The 15,849-nt window shown below is 44.1% G+C and carries 12 protein-coding genes and 1 riboswitch; of the genes, 6 read left to right on the top strand and 6 right to left on the bottom strand.

All coding sequences use genetic code 11. The features are described 5' to 3' along the window. Positions 1-307: 307 nt before the first annotated feature. Positions 308-1,360, top strand: a complete 1,053-nt coding sequence (aroG, locus tag VEZ01S_RS09455; protein ID WP_021713815.1) for a 3-deoxy-7-phosphoheptulonate synthase AroG — start codon at positions 308-310, stop codon at positions 1,358-1,360. 108 nt (positions 1,361-1,468) lie between these two features. Here the strand turns inward: aroG and VEZ01S_RS09450 are convergent, their stop codons facing one another. Beyond that, on the bottom strand, positions 1,469-1,660 hold the full coding sequence (locus VEZ01S_RS09450) for a thioredoxin domain-containing protein (RefSeq protein WP_021713814.1): 192 nt from the start codon (positions 1,658-1,660) through the stop codon (positions 1,469-1,471). A gap of 147 nt (positions 1,661-1,807) precedes the next feature. Then, positions 1,808-2,956 carry a chromate efflux transporter gene (gene chrA / locus VEZ01S_RS09445; protein WP_040890625.1) on the bottom strand — a complete coding sequence of 383 codons (1,149 nt, stop codon included), beginning with the start codon at positions 2,954-2,956 and terminating at the stop codon, positions 1,808-1,810. A gap of 133 nt (positions 2,957-3,089) precedes the next feature. Here chrA and VEZ01S_RS09440 point away from each other — a divergent pair, with 133 nt between their 5' ends. Continuing rightward, on the top strand, positions 3,090-4,025 hold the full coding sequence (locus VEZ01S_RS09440) for a LysR family transcriptional regulator (RefSeq protein ID WP_021713812.1): 936 nt from the start codon (positions 3,090-3,092) through the stop codon (positions 4,023-4,025). Continuing rightward, the gene (locus VEZ01S_RS09435; protein WP_021713811.1) at positions 4,025-5,119 is read left to right on the top strand and encodes a mechanosensitive ion channel family protein; all 1,095 of its coding nucleotides are present in this window, start codon (positions 4,025-4,027) and stop codon (positions 5,117-5,119) included. The genes VEZ01S_RS09440 and VEZ01S_RS09435 overlap by 1 nt, the downstream gene beginning before the upstream one ends. Before the next feature lie 70 nt (positions 5,120-5,189). On the opposite strand, the gene VEZ01S_RS09430 is transcribed toward VEZ01S_RS09435, so the two are convergent. Further along, positions 5,190-5,975: an ABC transporter permease gene (locus tag VEZ01S_RS09430; RefSeq protein ID WP_021713810.1), complete on the bottom strand. Its 786-nt coding sequence runs from the start codon at positions 5,973-5,975 to the stop codon at positions 5,190-5,192. Between the two features lie 310 nt (positions 5,976-6,285). Here VEZ01S_RS09430 and VEZ01S_RS09425 point away from each other — a divergent pair, with 310 nt between their 5' ends. Beyond that, positions 6,286-7,005: a sulfite exporter TauE/SafE family protein gene (locus VEZ01S_RS09425; RefSeq protein ID WP_021713809.1), complete on the top strand. Its 720-nt coding sequence runs from the start codon at positions 6,286-6,288 to the stop codon at positions 7,003-7,005. Between the two features lie 24 nt (positions 7,006-7,029). Then, positions 7,030-8,157: a YyaL domain-containing protein gene (locus tag VEZ01S_RS09420; protein ID WP_021713808.1), complete on the top strand. Its 1,128-nt coding sequence runs from the start codon at positions 7,030-7,032 to the stop codon at positions 8,155-8,157. A gap of 51 nt (positions 8,158-8,208) precedes the next feature. On the opposite strand, the gene VEZ01S_RS09415 is transcribed toward VEZ01S_RS09420, so the two are convergent. The 3 genes from VEZ01S_RS09415 to putA form a co-directional block, all read right to left on the bottom strand. Then, on the bottom strand, positions 8,209-9,306 hold the full coding sequence (locus tag VEZ01S_RS09415; RefSeq protein WP_021713807.1) for a patatin-like phospholipase family protein: 1,098 nt from the start codon (positions 9,304-9,306) through the stop codon (positions 8,209-8,211). 92 nt (positions 9,307-9,398) lie between these two features. After that, complete coding sequence (locus VEZ01S_RS09410) at positions 9,399-10,094, bottom strand: hypothetical protein (RefSeq protein WP_021713806.1); 696 nt, start codon at positions 10,092-10,094, stop codon at positions 9,399-9,401. A gap of 2 nt (positions 10,095-10,096) precedes the next feature. Continuing rightward, on the bottom strand, positions 10,097-13,270 hold the full coding sequence (gene putA / locus VEZ01S_RS09405; RefSeq protein WP_021713805.1) for a bifunctional proline dehydrogenase/L-glutamate gamma-semialdehyde dehydrogenase PutA: 3,174 nt from the start codon (positions 13,268-13,270) through the stop codon (positions 10,097-10,099). A 189-nt stretch (positions 13,271-13,459) separates the two neighbouring features. Continuing rightward, a riboswitch (cobalamin riboswitch) is annotated at positions 13,460-13,677 on the top strand. A gap of 37 nt (positions 13,678-13,714) precedes the next feature. Here putA and VEZ01S_RS09400 point away from each other — a divergent pair. Beyond that, a complete protein-coding gene (locus VEZ01S_RS09400; RefSeq protein ID WP_021713804.1) occupies positions 13,715-15,583 on the top strand; it encodes a TonB-dependent receptor domain-containing protein in 1,869 nt (622 codons plus the stop codon). The last annotated feature ends 266 nt before the right edge of the window (positions 15,584-15,849 follow it).

Raw genomic sequence — 15,849 nt, 5'->3', positions numbered from 1 at the left:
CGAACGGTGATAAAAATTTACATGCATAATCCGCTCTAGACTTAATTAAGTTATTATAAACAAAGGTATTTATAATGACTTATCGACATTAAAATAGACCGCTTATTCTGCTGTAGAAAATTATTGACACATTTTGTAAATGATTTTCAGTTTCAATATCTTGCTTTTCATTGAAAAAAGTGATTGAAAGTCATTTTTTTCTTAGATAAGTTGCACGGAAGTAATAAATAAAGACGTCGTTTCTGTCGCTGGTCATCCTGACCACCAGCACCAAAATGATAACGACAATAAATAAGGATTCTTAAACATGTACCAAACTGATGACGTTCGCATCAATCGAGTGAAACAATTGCTACCCCCTATTGCAATTTTGGAGCGCTTCCCAGCAACTGACACCGCAATTCGCACTACTTTTGAATCAAGACAGTCGATTCACAACATCTTAAATGATCAAGACGACCGTTTACTTGTCATCGTTGGTCCATGTTCAATTCATGACACAAAAGCGGCGTTAGAATACGGTGAGCGTTTAAAAGTATTGCGTGAGGAGCTAGGCGATCGTCTTGAAATCGTAATGCGAGTTTACTTTGAAAAGCCACGTACCACAGTGGGCTGGAAAGGTCTGATTAATGACCCGTACTTGAACGATACGTACAAGTTAAACGACGGCCTAAGAATGGCTCGTAAACTGCTGCTTGATCTTACTGATATGGGACTGCCTACCGCAGGTGAATTCCTAGATATGATCACACCACAATACGTAGGTGACTTGATCAGCTGGGGTGCCATTGGAGCACGTACAACAGAATCACAAGTACACCGTGAACTAGCATCTGGTGTATCGTGTCCTGTTGGTTTTAAAAATGGCACCGATGGCAACATTAAGATCGCCACTGATGCTATCCGTAGTGCAGAAGCCGAACACCACTTCCTATCAGTAACAAAATTTGGTCACTCTGCGATTGTGGAAACAGCAGGCAACCCAGACTGTCACATCATTCTACGCGGCGGTAAAGAGCCAAACTACAGCGCTGAGCACGTTGCTTCTATCAAAGAACAACTCAACGCTTCTAACCTACGTCAGAAAGTGATGATTGACTTTAGTCATGCAAACAGCAGCAAGCAATACCAACGTCAAGTGAACGTATGTGAAGATGTTGCGGCACAAATTGCGGGCGGTGAGCAAGCTATCTTTGGCGTGATGATTGAGTCACACCTTGTTGAAGGTCGCCAAGATCTTGTGGATGGTAAAGCTTGCACATACGGCCAATCAATCACTGATGGCTGTATCGGTTGGGACAACACAGAAAAAGTTCTGCATCAATTAGCTGACGCGGTCGCACTACGCCGTCAAAACTAATTACTCTTAAAATTAAGCGCCCCAACACAAATGTGATGGGGCGCTTTTTAATATCAATCACACTCAGTCAGTGATCAGAAATAGCGCAGGAAAAATGCCCTTAAGGGACTACTTACTATTACCCAACGCCTTGATCATCTCGACCAATTCATCCTCTGTTTTGGGCTCTTTATGAAAATCAACTTCGGGCGCAGCGCCACCTCGTAGCATATACGCTTTAGTGCCACAGTGATCATAGTGATACCAAAGGCCATTTACGCATACATCGGTGTAGCATCTTGGGTCTTGTTTTAGTTCCATGCGAATACTCCTTTGTTCACACTTTGTTAACAACCCCACCTTAGTTCAGATGCCTATTCATAAAAATGATCTAGATCAATAGCGAACCAATAATGTTAAGTAATTGTAACGGACAATAGCAAACGCTAATGCATAAAAAATCTACAGTTACGAAAGCAAAACACCATAACCAACAAAGCTCGCCACCAAAGCCACGATAGGCAACTTAAATTGTTTCAGCAAAAAATACCCAATCAATACAATGGCAAAATCTTGCGCTCCAACCACAGCACTGACAAATATCGGTTGATACAACGCGGCTATCAATAAGCCAACCACCCCTGCATTCACCCCTTTTAGCGCGGCCGCAACATTAGGTATAGATGCTAAAGATTGCCAATTATTGATAACCGTTAAAATCAGTAAAAACCCCGGTAAGAATACCGCAGCAGTTGCCACTACAGCGCCAAGGATAGGTTGCTGCGGAAGTAACTCATAGCCTAAATAGGTGGCAAAAGTGAACATGGGTCCCGGCACCGCTTGCGCCGCCGCATAACCCGTTAAAAAAGTATCGGTGCTCAGTTGATCTCCCACTACATTTTGCAACAAAGGCAATACCACATGGCCGCCGCCAAACACTAACGATCCCGCATAGAAAAAATCATGGAACATTTGCAAGATCGGCGTTTGTGAAGCCACAAACGGGCCAATTATCAATACCGTAGCAAATACAACGAAAGGGATGATAGAAAGCTTGCCTGTATCAAACCTTACTGTTGCGCTCTCTAGGGCTTGCTCCTTAAACCACAGCGACCCCAACACAGCACATACCAATAACGTCACCACTTGCGCCATTATTCCGCTAAATAGCAGCATAGAAACCGCGACAAACAAGCACAGCATAATCGCGCGTTTGCTTTGGCAGAAATTTTTATACATGCCAACGATGGCATCTGCCACCACCACTACCGCGAGCAGTTTTAGCGCATGCATAATGGCGATAAACACAGAGGTTTCTAACAAACTGCTGCTTAACAATGCCAATCCAATCATCAACACAATAGAAGGCAGTGTAAAACCCAAAAAGGCGGCAAAAGCACCTGCAATGCCACCTTTTTTATACCCTAAAGCAAAGCCAACCTGACTTGAACCAGGCCCGGGAAGGAACTGACTCAAAGCCACCAGCTGTGCGTATTCAGCATCTGTTAGCCATTGCTTTTGTTCAACAAAGGTTTTCCTAAAATAGCCAATATGAGCCGCAGGCCCGCCAAAACTGACCCAGCCTAAAGCAAAAAATATCTTAAAAATTGAGAACATACCTAACCACTCTCCGTTAAAGTCAGGCATACCATATGCGACACAATACTATGATTCAAATTAATAGTATTGATATGTACTATGAATGAGATAGGATTACATGATTCGACCGCAAACGTTCAGGGAGCGTGATATGAGCGACATTAATTGGAAAGGCGTCGACTTAAATTTGCTGATTGCTTTTCAGGTATTGTTAAAAACTCGCAGTGTATCGCAAGCCGCCAGTGAACTGCATATTAGTCAATCAGCAATGAGTCACACTCTCGCTCGGTTGCGAAAACTATTAGCAGACCCTCTTTTTCATCGCCGAGGGCATAAAATGGAACCAACGGAGCGAGCGCTGTCTGTGGCGTCTAACGTAGAACAGATTTTAGCGATGGTTAAAAATAACATCTTACAACCAGAAGCCTTTTGCGCCGAAACCTTTCAAGGTACCTGTCGTATCGGCATGACCGATTACGCTGAATTTGTTTTTGCGCCACTGCTATTTGATGCTCTCACCCAACAAGCACCACATGTGCGTGTAAGCTTTGTTAATGTCAACAGACATAACTTTGCAGAAACAATCGAAAAAGAACGCCTAGACTTAGTAATAGGCAGTTTCCCTGATTTAGAGGCGAGTTTTCGGTCGGCAAGTTTATATCAAGAAAGCCATGTGTGCTTATTTGATGCAGAAACAACGGGTCTTAACGCGCCCATCAGTGTTGACGATTTTTGCAACGTACCCCACGCCTTAGTCAGCGCCGATGGTCATTGGAAAACCCCGATTGATGCTGAACTAACCAAGCTCAATCATCACCGACAAGTACAAGTGATCTCGCGAAATTTCTTAACCATTGGACAGTTAATTAAAGGGCGCAATTTAATCTGTATCGTACCCAAACTGATGTCATTAATTCCATTTATTGCGCAAGGATTAACACGCACCGAGCCTGCCATTAAGGTCAATGACTTTACAATCAGCATGGTGTGGAAAGACAACCCATTAAATGATGATAAACTACGCTGGTTGCAGTCTTTAGTAACCGATGCCGTACAAAATAATCAACTCAAGGAAACCAATCCCTAATGGAACAAACCAATACCGAGTGGCTCAATTTTTTTAAGATCACCGATAGTGCCATTTTTAATGAAATCCTGCTGATCACCGTCTTGAGTTTGATCTTTTGGATTGCTTGGACAATTTTGATCGGACACCTAGAAAAGATCGCAAACAAAACACGAATCGTATGGGACGATGCGGTATTACATGGCATCAAAACCCCGATCAGTACCTTGATATGGCTATGGCCGGGTACAGTATCTCTAGGCTTAGTGCTGGAGCGTTATTTTGATCATAGATTTGATTGGCTTTATTCTTCAAAGCTCATTTTAATCATTTTTATAGTGGTGTGGGCCCTATCGCGCATCATCACTAATTTCGAAAACCAAATCCTTGAAAAACAAGGGCGAGACGTGACCACAGTACAGGCTGTCGCCAAGTTAGTACGCCTATTAGTGATCATTATTGGTGTGCTCACGGTCATGCAAACCCTTGGCCTAAGCCTATCCGGCTTGCTAACCTTCGGTGGTGTCGGTGGCTTGATTGCAGGTTTAGCGGCAAAAGATCTGCTGTCTAACTTTTTCGGCGGCATGATGTTGTACTTCGACCGCCCATTTAAAGTGGGAGACTGGATTCGCTCCCCTGATAGAAACATCGAAGGAACAGTAGAGCGCATCGGTTGGCGCATGACCAAGATTCGCACTTTTGATAAACGCCCTTTGTATGTACCCAACTCAGTATTTAGCAATATTGTGGTCGAGAACCCTTCACGTATGACCAATCGCCGTATCTACGAGACTATCGGCCTACGTTATTGCGATTCAAGTAAAATTGAGAAGGTGATCAGTGAAGTTCAGCACATGCTGAAAAACCACCCTGATATCGATGCCAATCAAACTCTGATGGTCAACTTCACCACGTTTGGTCCATCGTCATTAGACTTTTTTGTGTATACCTTTACCAAAACCGTCAATTGGGCACGGTTCCATGAAGTGAAGCAAGACGTAATGATGCAAATCATGCACATCATCAAAGACAATGATGCTGACGTCGCCTTCCCAACTCAAACGCTGAAAATAGAGCAAACAGCAGACCCTCTGTTCGCGCCACAGCAGCAATAATAGCCCCGCAATAAAGATAAGCCCTGAGCATGAAACGACAGGGCTTATCTTTCACTCCTGTTCTGAAAGCTTATTTCAATTTAATCAATACTCGACCCTGCGTATTAATTGAGCGACGTAAACTAAACTTTAAGGTTAAAGTCACCGAAATCGTCATCATCACAAAAATCGCAATCAAGATTAAAATTTGGTATTTAATCGCCAAGATAGGTGATGCTCCCCCTAAGATCTGTCCAGTCATCATCCCAGGTAATGTCACCAACCCAGAGGCCGCCATTGAGGCTAAGATAGGTGCAAACGCCTTTTGCATTGCCATACGTACAAAAGGCAGCGTGGCATACTCTGCTGGCGCTCCTAGAGCGATAGCCACTTCATACTCTTCACGACGATCTTCAAACGCACTGTAAAGGTTCTGTAAGGCGACAATATTGCCGCTCAGACTGTTGCCCAACAACATTCCCGCCAAAGGAATCACATATTGCGCGCTATGAATCGGCTCAGGCTGCACTACCATCCAAAATAGCAATACAAGCACTGGCGCTAAGCCAAACACCAAGCCGCCCAATACCGGGAAAAAGAGTGGCTTGTGAGGCAGTTTTGCCTTACCCACAATAGTACTGGCGCCTACCCCAAGCATCACCGCTATCCAAGCTAAATTGATCCACAAGCTATCAATGGAGAATAACAACTCCAAATAGATACCCACTAATATTAGTTGGATAGCCATTCGCACCACTGACACTAGCATCTCTCTACCCAACTCTAATCGGTATACTTTATTGATGGCGAGCGGAATGAAAAGAAGCAAAGAAAATGCGGAGAGGCTCCACCAACTAATGTCATATGAGGACTGCATAAATTTAACCGTAAATAAGGGAAGTCATTAGCGTTGCACCGCAGATAAACTCTTTGTCTGCGAACACGCTAGATTAGCATTCGACGAGGATAGCATCTTTAGAGTCCACAGGTCGCTATAGCTAAAAGCTCTGTGAGCTAAACCTGACCCGAACATCCTTATGTTGATAATAACAACTCGACAACACTGACTCGTACCCCATTAAATTAATAAAACATTGTTTTATTAATTTTTGACAGTACATTCAAATTCTATATACTGACTGCCACTCTCTAATAGATTGCGGAGCCTTAAAGGTAGACCACTCCTGATGGACATAAGTATATTCATTGCCATGCTATTAATATTTGTTGGCGCATTTATTCAAACAACCACAGGCTTTGGGATGGCGGTTGTAGCTTCTCCTTTGTTGCTTCACTTATCCCCTCAGTACATTCCTGCTCCTATCATTATTGTCGGCTTTTTCTTAGCATCCATTAACCTACATAAATACCGAGCCTACGTATCTTGGACTAATCTAAAGCAAACCGTCATTGGACTGCTTCCCGGCACGCTATTTGGAGCAGGGATACTTTATATGATCGATGCCAATCAATTAGCCTTACTCCTTGGAGGAGCAGTGTTAACCGCAGTCGCGGTAAGTTTGTTGCCGATTAAGATAGAAGTTACAGCTAAGCGACTCATGATAGCGGGGTTCTTTTCTGGGTTTTTAGGCACTAGCTCAGGCATAGGAGGTCCACCAATGGCTCTATTGCTTCAGCATCAAAAGGTCCATCTTATTCGTGCTAACTTAGCGGCATTTTTTTGGTTCAGTTGCATCTTATCTCTATCCATACAGATTCCCATTGGATATATGAGCATGCATCACCTACTTTTGGCACTGCCTTTAATTCCTGCTAGCTATGCAGGATACAAGTTAGCCATTTTAGTTATCGACTCTATCCCTCAACAAATCGTTAGAAACATTTCATTGGTGCTGTGCGTTATTGCAGGGCTGGGCGCAATTGGTTCTGGATTGAAAATTATATAGTTTGCCAATATTAAGGATTCATATATGAAAGAAGATACTTTATGGGTTGAACAAGCCTGGAAAGATACGTTTGAAAAAGTGAAAACGACTAGCCAAGAGATGACGGTATCGTTTCCTTCAATGACTGAAAATGGCATTTACAGTGACACCCATAAACCTTGGGCTTGGGTCGTCGGTTTTTGGCCCGGATTGCTATGGCTACTCTATGAAAAGCAAGGCTATCAACCCTTCAAAGACATCGCCATCGATAGAGAAAACATCATGGATGGACCTTTGGATGAGTTTATTAATATTCATCATGACGTTGGTTTCATGTGGCAATTAACCTCTGTAAAACAGTATGAATTATTCGGCAATGAACAATCTAGAATACGTGCGTTGCGCGCCGCCAGTCATCTCGCCAGTCGTTTCAATATCAATGGACGATTTTTGACGGCATGGAATCACAATGACGTCAATAATGCCGATCCCAAAGGTCTAAGCATCATTGATAGCATGATGAATTTACCCATCCTATACTGGGCAGCAGAGCAGTTAGATGCCCCTAGATTCAAGATGTTGGCCATGGCACATGCCGATACCGTTATTCAGGAATTTATTCGTGAAGATGGCTCTGTCAGGCATATGGTGGAGTTTGATTACTTATCTGGCAAAGTAAAACAATACCATGGCGGGCAAGGGTATAATGAAGACTCAGCATGGAGTCGCGGCGCGTCTTGGGCAATACATGGATTTTCCATGAGCTATCAATACACGCAAGAAATTCGTTATTTAGAGACGGCAATGAAAACCGCCGACTTCTTCATTGACAACCTCACAGATGACCACATACCTCATTGGGATTTCCGTGCCCCGAGAACAGAGAGCACACCAAGGGATACTTCAGCCGGCGCATGTGCAGCCAGCGGGCTTCTGTTACTGTCTGATTTGGTCACAGATATTGAGAAAAAAGACAAATACCAAACGGCCGCGATCAACATATTGAAGAGCCTGTATGAAAATTATGGCACTTATCACGACCATACCCAGCAAGGTATCTTAGTGGGTGGCACCTTTAATTGTCCTCAAGGGCTAGGTATCAATTGCTCTTTAATTTACGGTGATTATTATTTTGTTGAAGGTTTATATAAGCTAAAAACAAAATTAGGATAAACACACCAAGGCTAGGGCTACATTCATGTAGCCCTAAACAACGACCCAGTATCAGCCCCGTACCTTAGAGAGAAACTCTTTGCCCGCTAACACGCCAGATTCATAATCAGCAAGAATATCGTCTTTGTGGCTCATGAGGCCGCTACAACTCAGCGGTTTATGAGGCGCTATCTCCCAAAGACTCACTCCCTGTGGTGGTTTATTCATAAAATCAGAGACCGTGGAGTGGTTCATATAGTGATGAAAGAGCATTTCCACCGCTCGTGGCGCGTGCGCCTTAAAATTAATCTTTCTAGACTGTTGTGCCAGCATTTCCGTTAACTTATCAGTATCCGGTAGCCAATTTTTAGGCATCGAATCTAACTTAGGGAAATGCGGATGCTCTTGCAATTGACTCACTCTAGCCAAGAAGTGCTCGCTAATTTGTTTCGCCTTGTTGTTATTTGAAGCAGAAGAAAAGCGATGAATATAGGGTTCAATGCCGCGAGTTAAATCCTGTTTTAACTTCTCTAAAGGTTCCGTCGGCAATGCCAAATGTGACTTTGGCGTCTCCACAATCATCGCCTCTGTAGTAATCGCCACAATATTGCATGCACCGCGTCGATAGGCTTCTTGCACTGGAATCGTCGCCGTTACCCCTCCGTCAACCCAGTTTGCCCCATCCATCTCTATTTCTTGATGGTACAGCATAGGGATTGCACACGTGGCGCGTAGCACGTCGTACCAATGCTCTGAAAAGATCGGGAAGTAATAATCCTTCATCTCTTCGACGTGAGTAATGCACGCTAACGCTTGTTTATGAGCCCCTAAATTTTGCGCCCCTTTTTTTAGATCAAGAGGAAACTCTCCGCTGTGCACAAACTGAAAAGCCCAATCTAAATCCATAGCGGCTTGTTGTTTGTCGAGCAAACGAGTGAAATCAAAGAAGCGATTTTTTGTTGTGTAGTTAATAATGAAATCTAAGCCTAACCCTGGCTGTTTAGTCACAAAAGAGGAAACATTTAACGCGCCTGCTGATGTACCAATGTACAAAGAAAAGGGGTCATAATTTGCGGCAATAAACGTATCTAATACTCCCGCCGCAAACGCGCCTTTTTGCCCTCCTCCTTGTACAACTAACGAATATTGACCTGTGCATTCCGATTGCATGTTCAAATCCCTTTTTAAGAACCTAAAATAAAAATACCGAGTAACCCCAAAGGATTCAACTCGGTATTGTGTGTTACAGCTCAAACCGCTTGTTAATGCTCAGCACTTCCCAACTCAAGCAGTGTGGCATTGCCACCAACAGCGGTAATATTGATAGTACGAGTTCGCTCAGTAATATAACGAAGTACGAGCTTAGGATCTTGGGCCACGGGCATTTTTGCCAGCTCGACCTCCGCAATCAGCGGTGCGATTGCGCCAGATTTTCTCGCTAAGCAGCGATTTATCTCTTTCACAAACACCTCATCGCCTAATACAGTCGCAATACGAATATCACTTTCAAGTAACTGCACGTATTGATCGTACTCCACGAAACTGAGCACGCCTTTCGGCAGTGCAAGGCGCTCAATCAACATGAGTACCTGCTGGGCAAGCTCACTGTCTTGAACGCACAGTATCACGCAGTTACCGGCCAGCAATGACACCGACAACTGGGCATAAAACGCTTTGCCAACCTGCACGTCTACGGTTCTATCCGCAATGATTAACGACACACCTCGACCAGCGGTATACAGCTCATTGGTTTCGCCAGTCGGTCCTGGCATAAACACGGGGTCACAGAGTAACTCAGCGCTGTGTTTGTGATGAAACTCTAATGGCTGCTTAAAATCATTAAGCGTTGAATCTTTTGTTGCGCTAATAAGCAATTCATAACGAGTCGCATAAGGGACTTGATTCCACAATGACCAAGCTTGTTGTGCTTCAGAGAAGCAAATAGAGGCATTTTTCATTTCTATACTCCTTGCTCATTGGTTTGAGAAACGTGCGCATCAAAAGTCACATCCGGTTGATGACGATCGCGACAAGTATACTGAGTAAAGCGGTACAAATAGTTTGGTCCACCAGCCTTAGGACCTGTGCCCGATAACCCCTGCCCTCCAAATGGTTGAACACCGACCACAGCACCAACCTGATCGCGATTGATATAGCAGTTGCCCACTCGCGCATTGTGTTCTATCCAGCGGTAGGTGGTCTCATTTCGGGAGTGAATCCCCATGGTTAAGCCAAAACCTGTCGCGTTAATGGTATCAACCACTTCCGCTATCTGATTAGCCTTAAATGGCACAATATGCAGCACTGGGCCAAACTGCTCTTCTTCTAGCAGTGAAATATCACTCATTTCAATAGCCGTTGGGGCAACAAATGTACCTTTCTGACACTCGTCGCTTAGCTCAACCTCAGCCACAACCTTTTGTGTTTTACGCATTGTTGCAATGTGTTTTTGCAGCTTGTGTTGCGACGTTTTATCAATCACAGGCCCCACATCAGTGCTGTGCAGATATGGCAGACCGACTTTCAACTCTTTCATCGCACCTTGAATAAGCGTGATCACTCGCGGCGCAATATCCTGTTGCACAAACAATACCCTAAGCGCTGAACATCGTTGACCCGCAGATGCAAATGCACTTCGCACCACATCACGCACCACTTGTTCAGGCAGAGCGGTAGAATCCACGATCATGGCATTCTGGCCACCGGTTTCTGCAATAAACGGAACAGGTTCACTATCACGCTCTGCAAGAGACAGGTTAATGCGCTTCGCCGTTGCTGTTGACCCGGTAAAAGCCACCCCAGCAATGGCTGGGTGAGAGGTTAATGCCGCGCCAATTTCCGCGCCGCGTCCCGGAAGAAATTGAATCACCTCAGATGGGAATCCAGACTGCAACATAATTTCGATGGTGCGAGCGGCAATCAAACTTGTTTGCTCAGCAGGTTTTGCCACCACCGTATTTCCCGCGACCAAAGCGGCGGAAATTTGGCCTAAGAAGATGGCCAGAGGGAAGTTCCAAGGACTGATGCACACAAAGACACCTCTGCCCTGTCGTTCACACCACTGTAAATTGCCGTCAAATCCTTTAATGGACTCCGGACCTAAAGCAGCGGCGTTTTGCGCATAGTAGCGGCAAAAATCGACGGCTTCGCGCACCTCATCGATGCTGTCGTGTATGGTTTTACCTGCTTCCATATGACACAGCGCAACCAACTCTGCCAAGTGAGCTTCAAGGTTATCCGCTAACGTATTCAAACACTCGGCGCGATGCGCTATAGGCGCATTTCTCCATGCATCTAACCCTGATTGTGCAACAGCAATAGCTTCGGAAACATGATCAAGGTTGGCAAAAGAGATCGAACCCACAATACGTTCGCTATCAAAAGGCGCAACCACGGCTTCTGCCTTGATCATCGTTTCAGGGATATTCGATCCATTGATGATCGGGCCACCGCGCCATTGTGTGCTTAAAAAGCTTTCCACTTGTTGTTCAAACTGCGCCGCTTCACTGGCAATATCAATGTTGATCCCCATTGAATTTTCACGCTCACCAAAGATCTGTGGTGGCAATGGGATTTGATCATTATGTAATGAATGATTAGCCAATAATGTATCGACTGGATGATGCGTTAAGTCGCTGATCGGACAACGCGCATCCACCAATCTATGTACAAAAGAGCTGTTGGCGCCGTTTTCCAGCAAACGACGTACAAGATAAGGCAAAAGATCCTTATGACTGCCCACAGGCGCGTAAATACGAACAGGCTGCGCATATTTTTCCATCACGTGGAAATACAGTGAATCGCCCATACCATGCAGTCTTTGGAACTCATAGTCGGTATGTTCAGCCATTTCAGCAATAGCTGTCACAGTATGCGCATTGTGGCTAGCAAACTGCGGGAAGATATTGCCTCGCACACCGGAGCTGAGTAGAAAACGAGCACAAGCAAGATAAGACATATCCGTGGCTTCTTTTCGGGTAAACACAGGATAGTTTGCGTATCCCGCCTGTTGCGACCACTTAATTTCACTGTCCCAATACGCCCCTTTCACTAAACGCAGTGGAATAAGATCGCCTTGCTCTTTTGCGAGTGCATTTACCCATAGTAATACTGGTAAGCAGCGCTTAGAGTACGCTTGTATCACTAGCCCAAACTTACCCCAACCTTTGACGGCTTCGCTGCTGTATACTTTTTCAAATAATTGCAGTGACAGCTCTAAACGATCCGCTTCTTCAGCATCGATGGTAATCGCCACATCCAACTCAATGGCGCGCGTCAATAATTTAATCAACGTATCGTGCAGTTCCGTTAATACGCGTTCGCGCTGCGCAACCTCATAGCGTGGGTGTAACGCTGATAATTTGATGGAGATGGAAGGTGCTGGACTGCTGCTATCAAGGTGTTGCTGGCTTTGACCGACCGACTCAATGGCCATCAAATAGTCGTTGAAGTACTTATCGGCATCAGCACGGGTTAAGGCGGCTTCTCCCAACATATCAAAAGAGTGAGTAAAACCTTTTTTACGCAATGCCGCGCCATTTTTTTGAGCTTCAGCAATGTTACGCCCTAGCACAAATTGATGCCCCATCACCTTCATCGCCTGATGCATTGCTTTTCTAATAATGGGTTCAGACATTTTATTCATCAATTTAGAAAGCGCAGAACTTGGGCTGGTCATTTCAGGGTTATTAATACCCACCACTTTGCCAGTGAGCATTAAGCCCCAAGTTGATGCATTCACAAACACCGAGTCAGATTGACTTAGATGGGATTTCCAATCCGCGACAGTTAATTTATCTTTGATTAATGCATCGGCTGTTTCAGAGTCAGGGATGCGCATCAAGGCTTCAGCCAAACACATCAACAAAATACCTTCTTGGGTATCTAAGCTGTACTCCAACAACAGAGCGTCGATCATTTGGATTGAGCGCTTATCGGCTCGAATCGCCTCAATTAATGCCGTCGTTTGACGTTCAATTCGTTGCTTTTCTTCTTCAAACGGAGTTGCTAGCGTGAGCAACTCTTTCAACCAAGTCGATTCATCCACCATATACATCGGTGAAATCAGAGACCACAACGTCTCTTTAGGTTGATTGATGAAATCGGGATTTAAAACACTAGATGCTGTAAACATTGCTTTTCCTCAGCTCTATAAAACCACCATGAATTTGGCGACAATCCTACAGAGCAAGCAACTAAGTACAAAAGGAAGAACAATAAATCTGTGATACAAGCACTTAACAATAATCACAGCCGTGATTAACATTCAACTTTTAGTGCGTTAACAAATATTGCTGGATACTAGACAGGCACAAGAACACGCTATAGACTGCCAAGCGCTGGTGTCATGATATCTAAGGTTTCATGTTAAAGGGAATTTGGTGTAAATCCAAAACTGACGCGCAGCGGTAATTGAGAACGAACATCTATGGGTAAATACACCCACACACTGCAATGATTGCGGGAAGTGAGATGCTAGGTTGTAGAGCGTTTTCTACAGTGCTCATGAGTCCGAATACCTGCCAGTAACAAAAAGTGCAACATAGCACTTTATCACTACGCGTATTTAGGACTTAAAATGAAAAAAACAATTTTAGCGACAGCGATCATCTCGTTGTACGCGCCTACAATTTTTGCTCAAGACGCTGACGCTACGCAAGCCGATGAAACAATGGTGGTGACCGCCAACCGTTTTGAACAACCGAAAGCCTCTACTCTAGCCAATATTAGCGTCATTGAACGCGAAGATATTCAAGCGATTCAAGCTGATAGCGCACTAGACGTACTAAAAACGCTTCCTGGCGTTGAAGTGACCCAATTAGGCACTAAAGGGAACACCACCAGTATTTACCTAAGAGGTACAGCATCAGCTCAAACTCTTATCTTAGTCGATGGTGTACGCATCAATTCACCTACATCAGGTGGCGGTTCAATTGGCCTAATTCCAGCTTTTGCTATCGAAAAAATTGAAGTGCTTCGTGGACCTAAAGCCTCTATCTATGGCGCAGATGCGGTAGGTGGCGTAATTAGCATTACCACAATCTCAAAAGACAATGTAAACCAAGCGTCATTGACTGGCGGCAGTAACTACTACCACTCTGAAGGTTGGCGCAGCTCAGGTGACATCAGTGATGACACTCGAGGCTCGTTTGTCGTCAACAACGAAGTGTCTAAAGGCTATGCCATCTCTTCATTCAATCCTGATAATGAAGATTACGGTTACAAATCACAAGTTGCTTTTGGCTCTCTACAACACGACATCACAGATAATTGGAGCACTAACTTCTCTGGGTACAACCAAAGTAGCACCAGTGAGTTTCAATCCACCACCAAAGATGAAACCAGAACGGATTTTTACTCTGTCGCGGGTGGGGTTAACTACCACGTAACTAATTTCCAATCATCACTTCAAGTAAGCCAAACTAACAATGAGTTGGGTACTCGCGACGTAGCTAAAACTCGCGCAGAAGCGATTCTAGAAGCAAAACGAAACACAGTATCTTGGATTAACTCTTACCAAGTTCTCGATAGCTTGAACTTAACGGGTGGTGTTGATTATTACCAAGAAAAAGTGGATCGTGGCGGCTCAAATAGCGCAAATTACCAAAAAACAGATCGAAACAATACGGGTATCTTTGCCACCAGTTCACTGAACTTGGAACCTGTTATTGTTGAAGCGAGTATCAGAAACGATAACGACAGTTCATTTGGTAGCAATACCACATGGAACCTTGCGGCTGGCGTAAACATCGGTGATTCTTTAGTGGCATCGGTTAGCCATGGTACAGCTTATAGAGCGCCAACGTTTAACGACATGTATTGGCCTGAAGATGCATTCTCAAAAGGCAACCCAGATCTAAACCCTGAAAAATCTGAATCAACAGAACTTTCTCTGCAAGGTTTCCATTCTTGGGCTTCATGGACCATTTCTGCATACCAAACCAATATTAAAGACATGATTGAGTGGGCTCCAGATTTGAGCGACCCACAAGGTAAATGGCAACCTTCTAACGTCAGCAAAGCTGAAATTAGAGGTATAGAAGCGAGCGTTGAATTTGATACGTGGCTTATTCACCACACGGTTTCTGCCGATTGGAAAGATCCGAAAAACAAAGAAACTGGCTTACAGCTAGCCAACCGCGCAAAACAAAACTACTCATGGATTGGTACGCTTGAATGGCAAGACCTGCAAACCTCATTGGTGACTAATTATGTTGGCGAACGACCTGATAGTTCAACAGCAGGAGCCAACATGATGGGATCTTACATCACAGTAGATTTAGCACTTAAGTACAGCTTTACAGAAAACTTAGATGCGAGATTTAAAGTGAGCAACCTACTTGATGAAGACTATGAGATTTCAAAAGACACCAACTCATTTACTTCAACTGAGTACTTTAAAGGTGCAGAGCGTGGCTACTACGCCGGTATTGACTACCGCTTCTAAGCGATAAAATCTACGCACATAAATTTAGTTATCTGAGTCAAACAGATAACTAATTAAAGCATAGAAAAGATGAGTAAGTGAGTGAATTAGGCTTTAATATCAATAACCTAACCACTCACTTACTTTTTATATATGTATAAATAAAACATATAAAAGCAAAATCACATCTAAACAGTAGTGTAAGTCGCATAAGCTACATCTCAAGAACCAAGACTATACAACTCAGAATTGGGCAGAAACGTGTTAGCGAATAAGGCGAATTAATT

The sequence above is a fragment of the Vibrio ezurae NBRC 102218 genome (assembly GCF_000467185.1).
Taxonomy (GTDB): domain Bacteria; phylum Pseudomonadota; class Gammaproteobacteria; order Enterobacterales; family Vibrionaceae; genus Vibrio; species Vibrio ezurae.
Note: the sequence above shows the minus strand (reverse complement) of the source record. Positions and strands in the feature narration are given on the sequence as shown.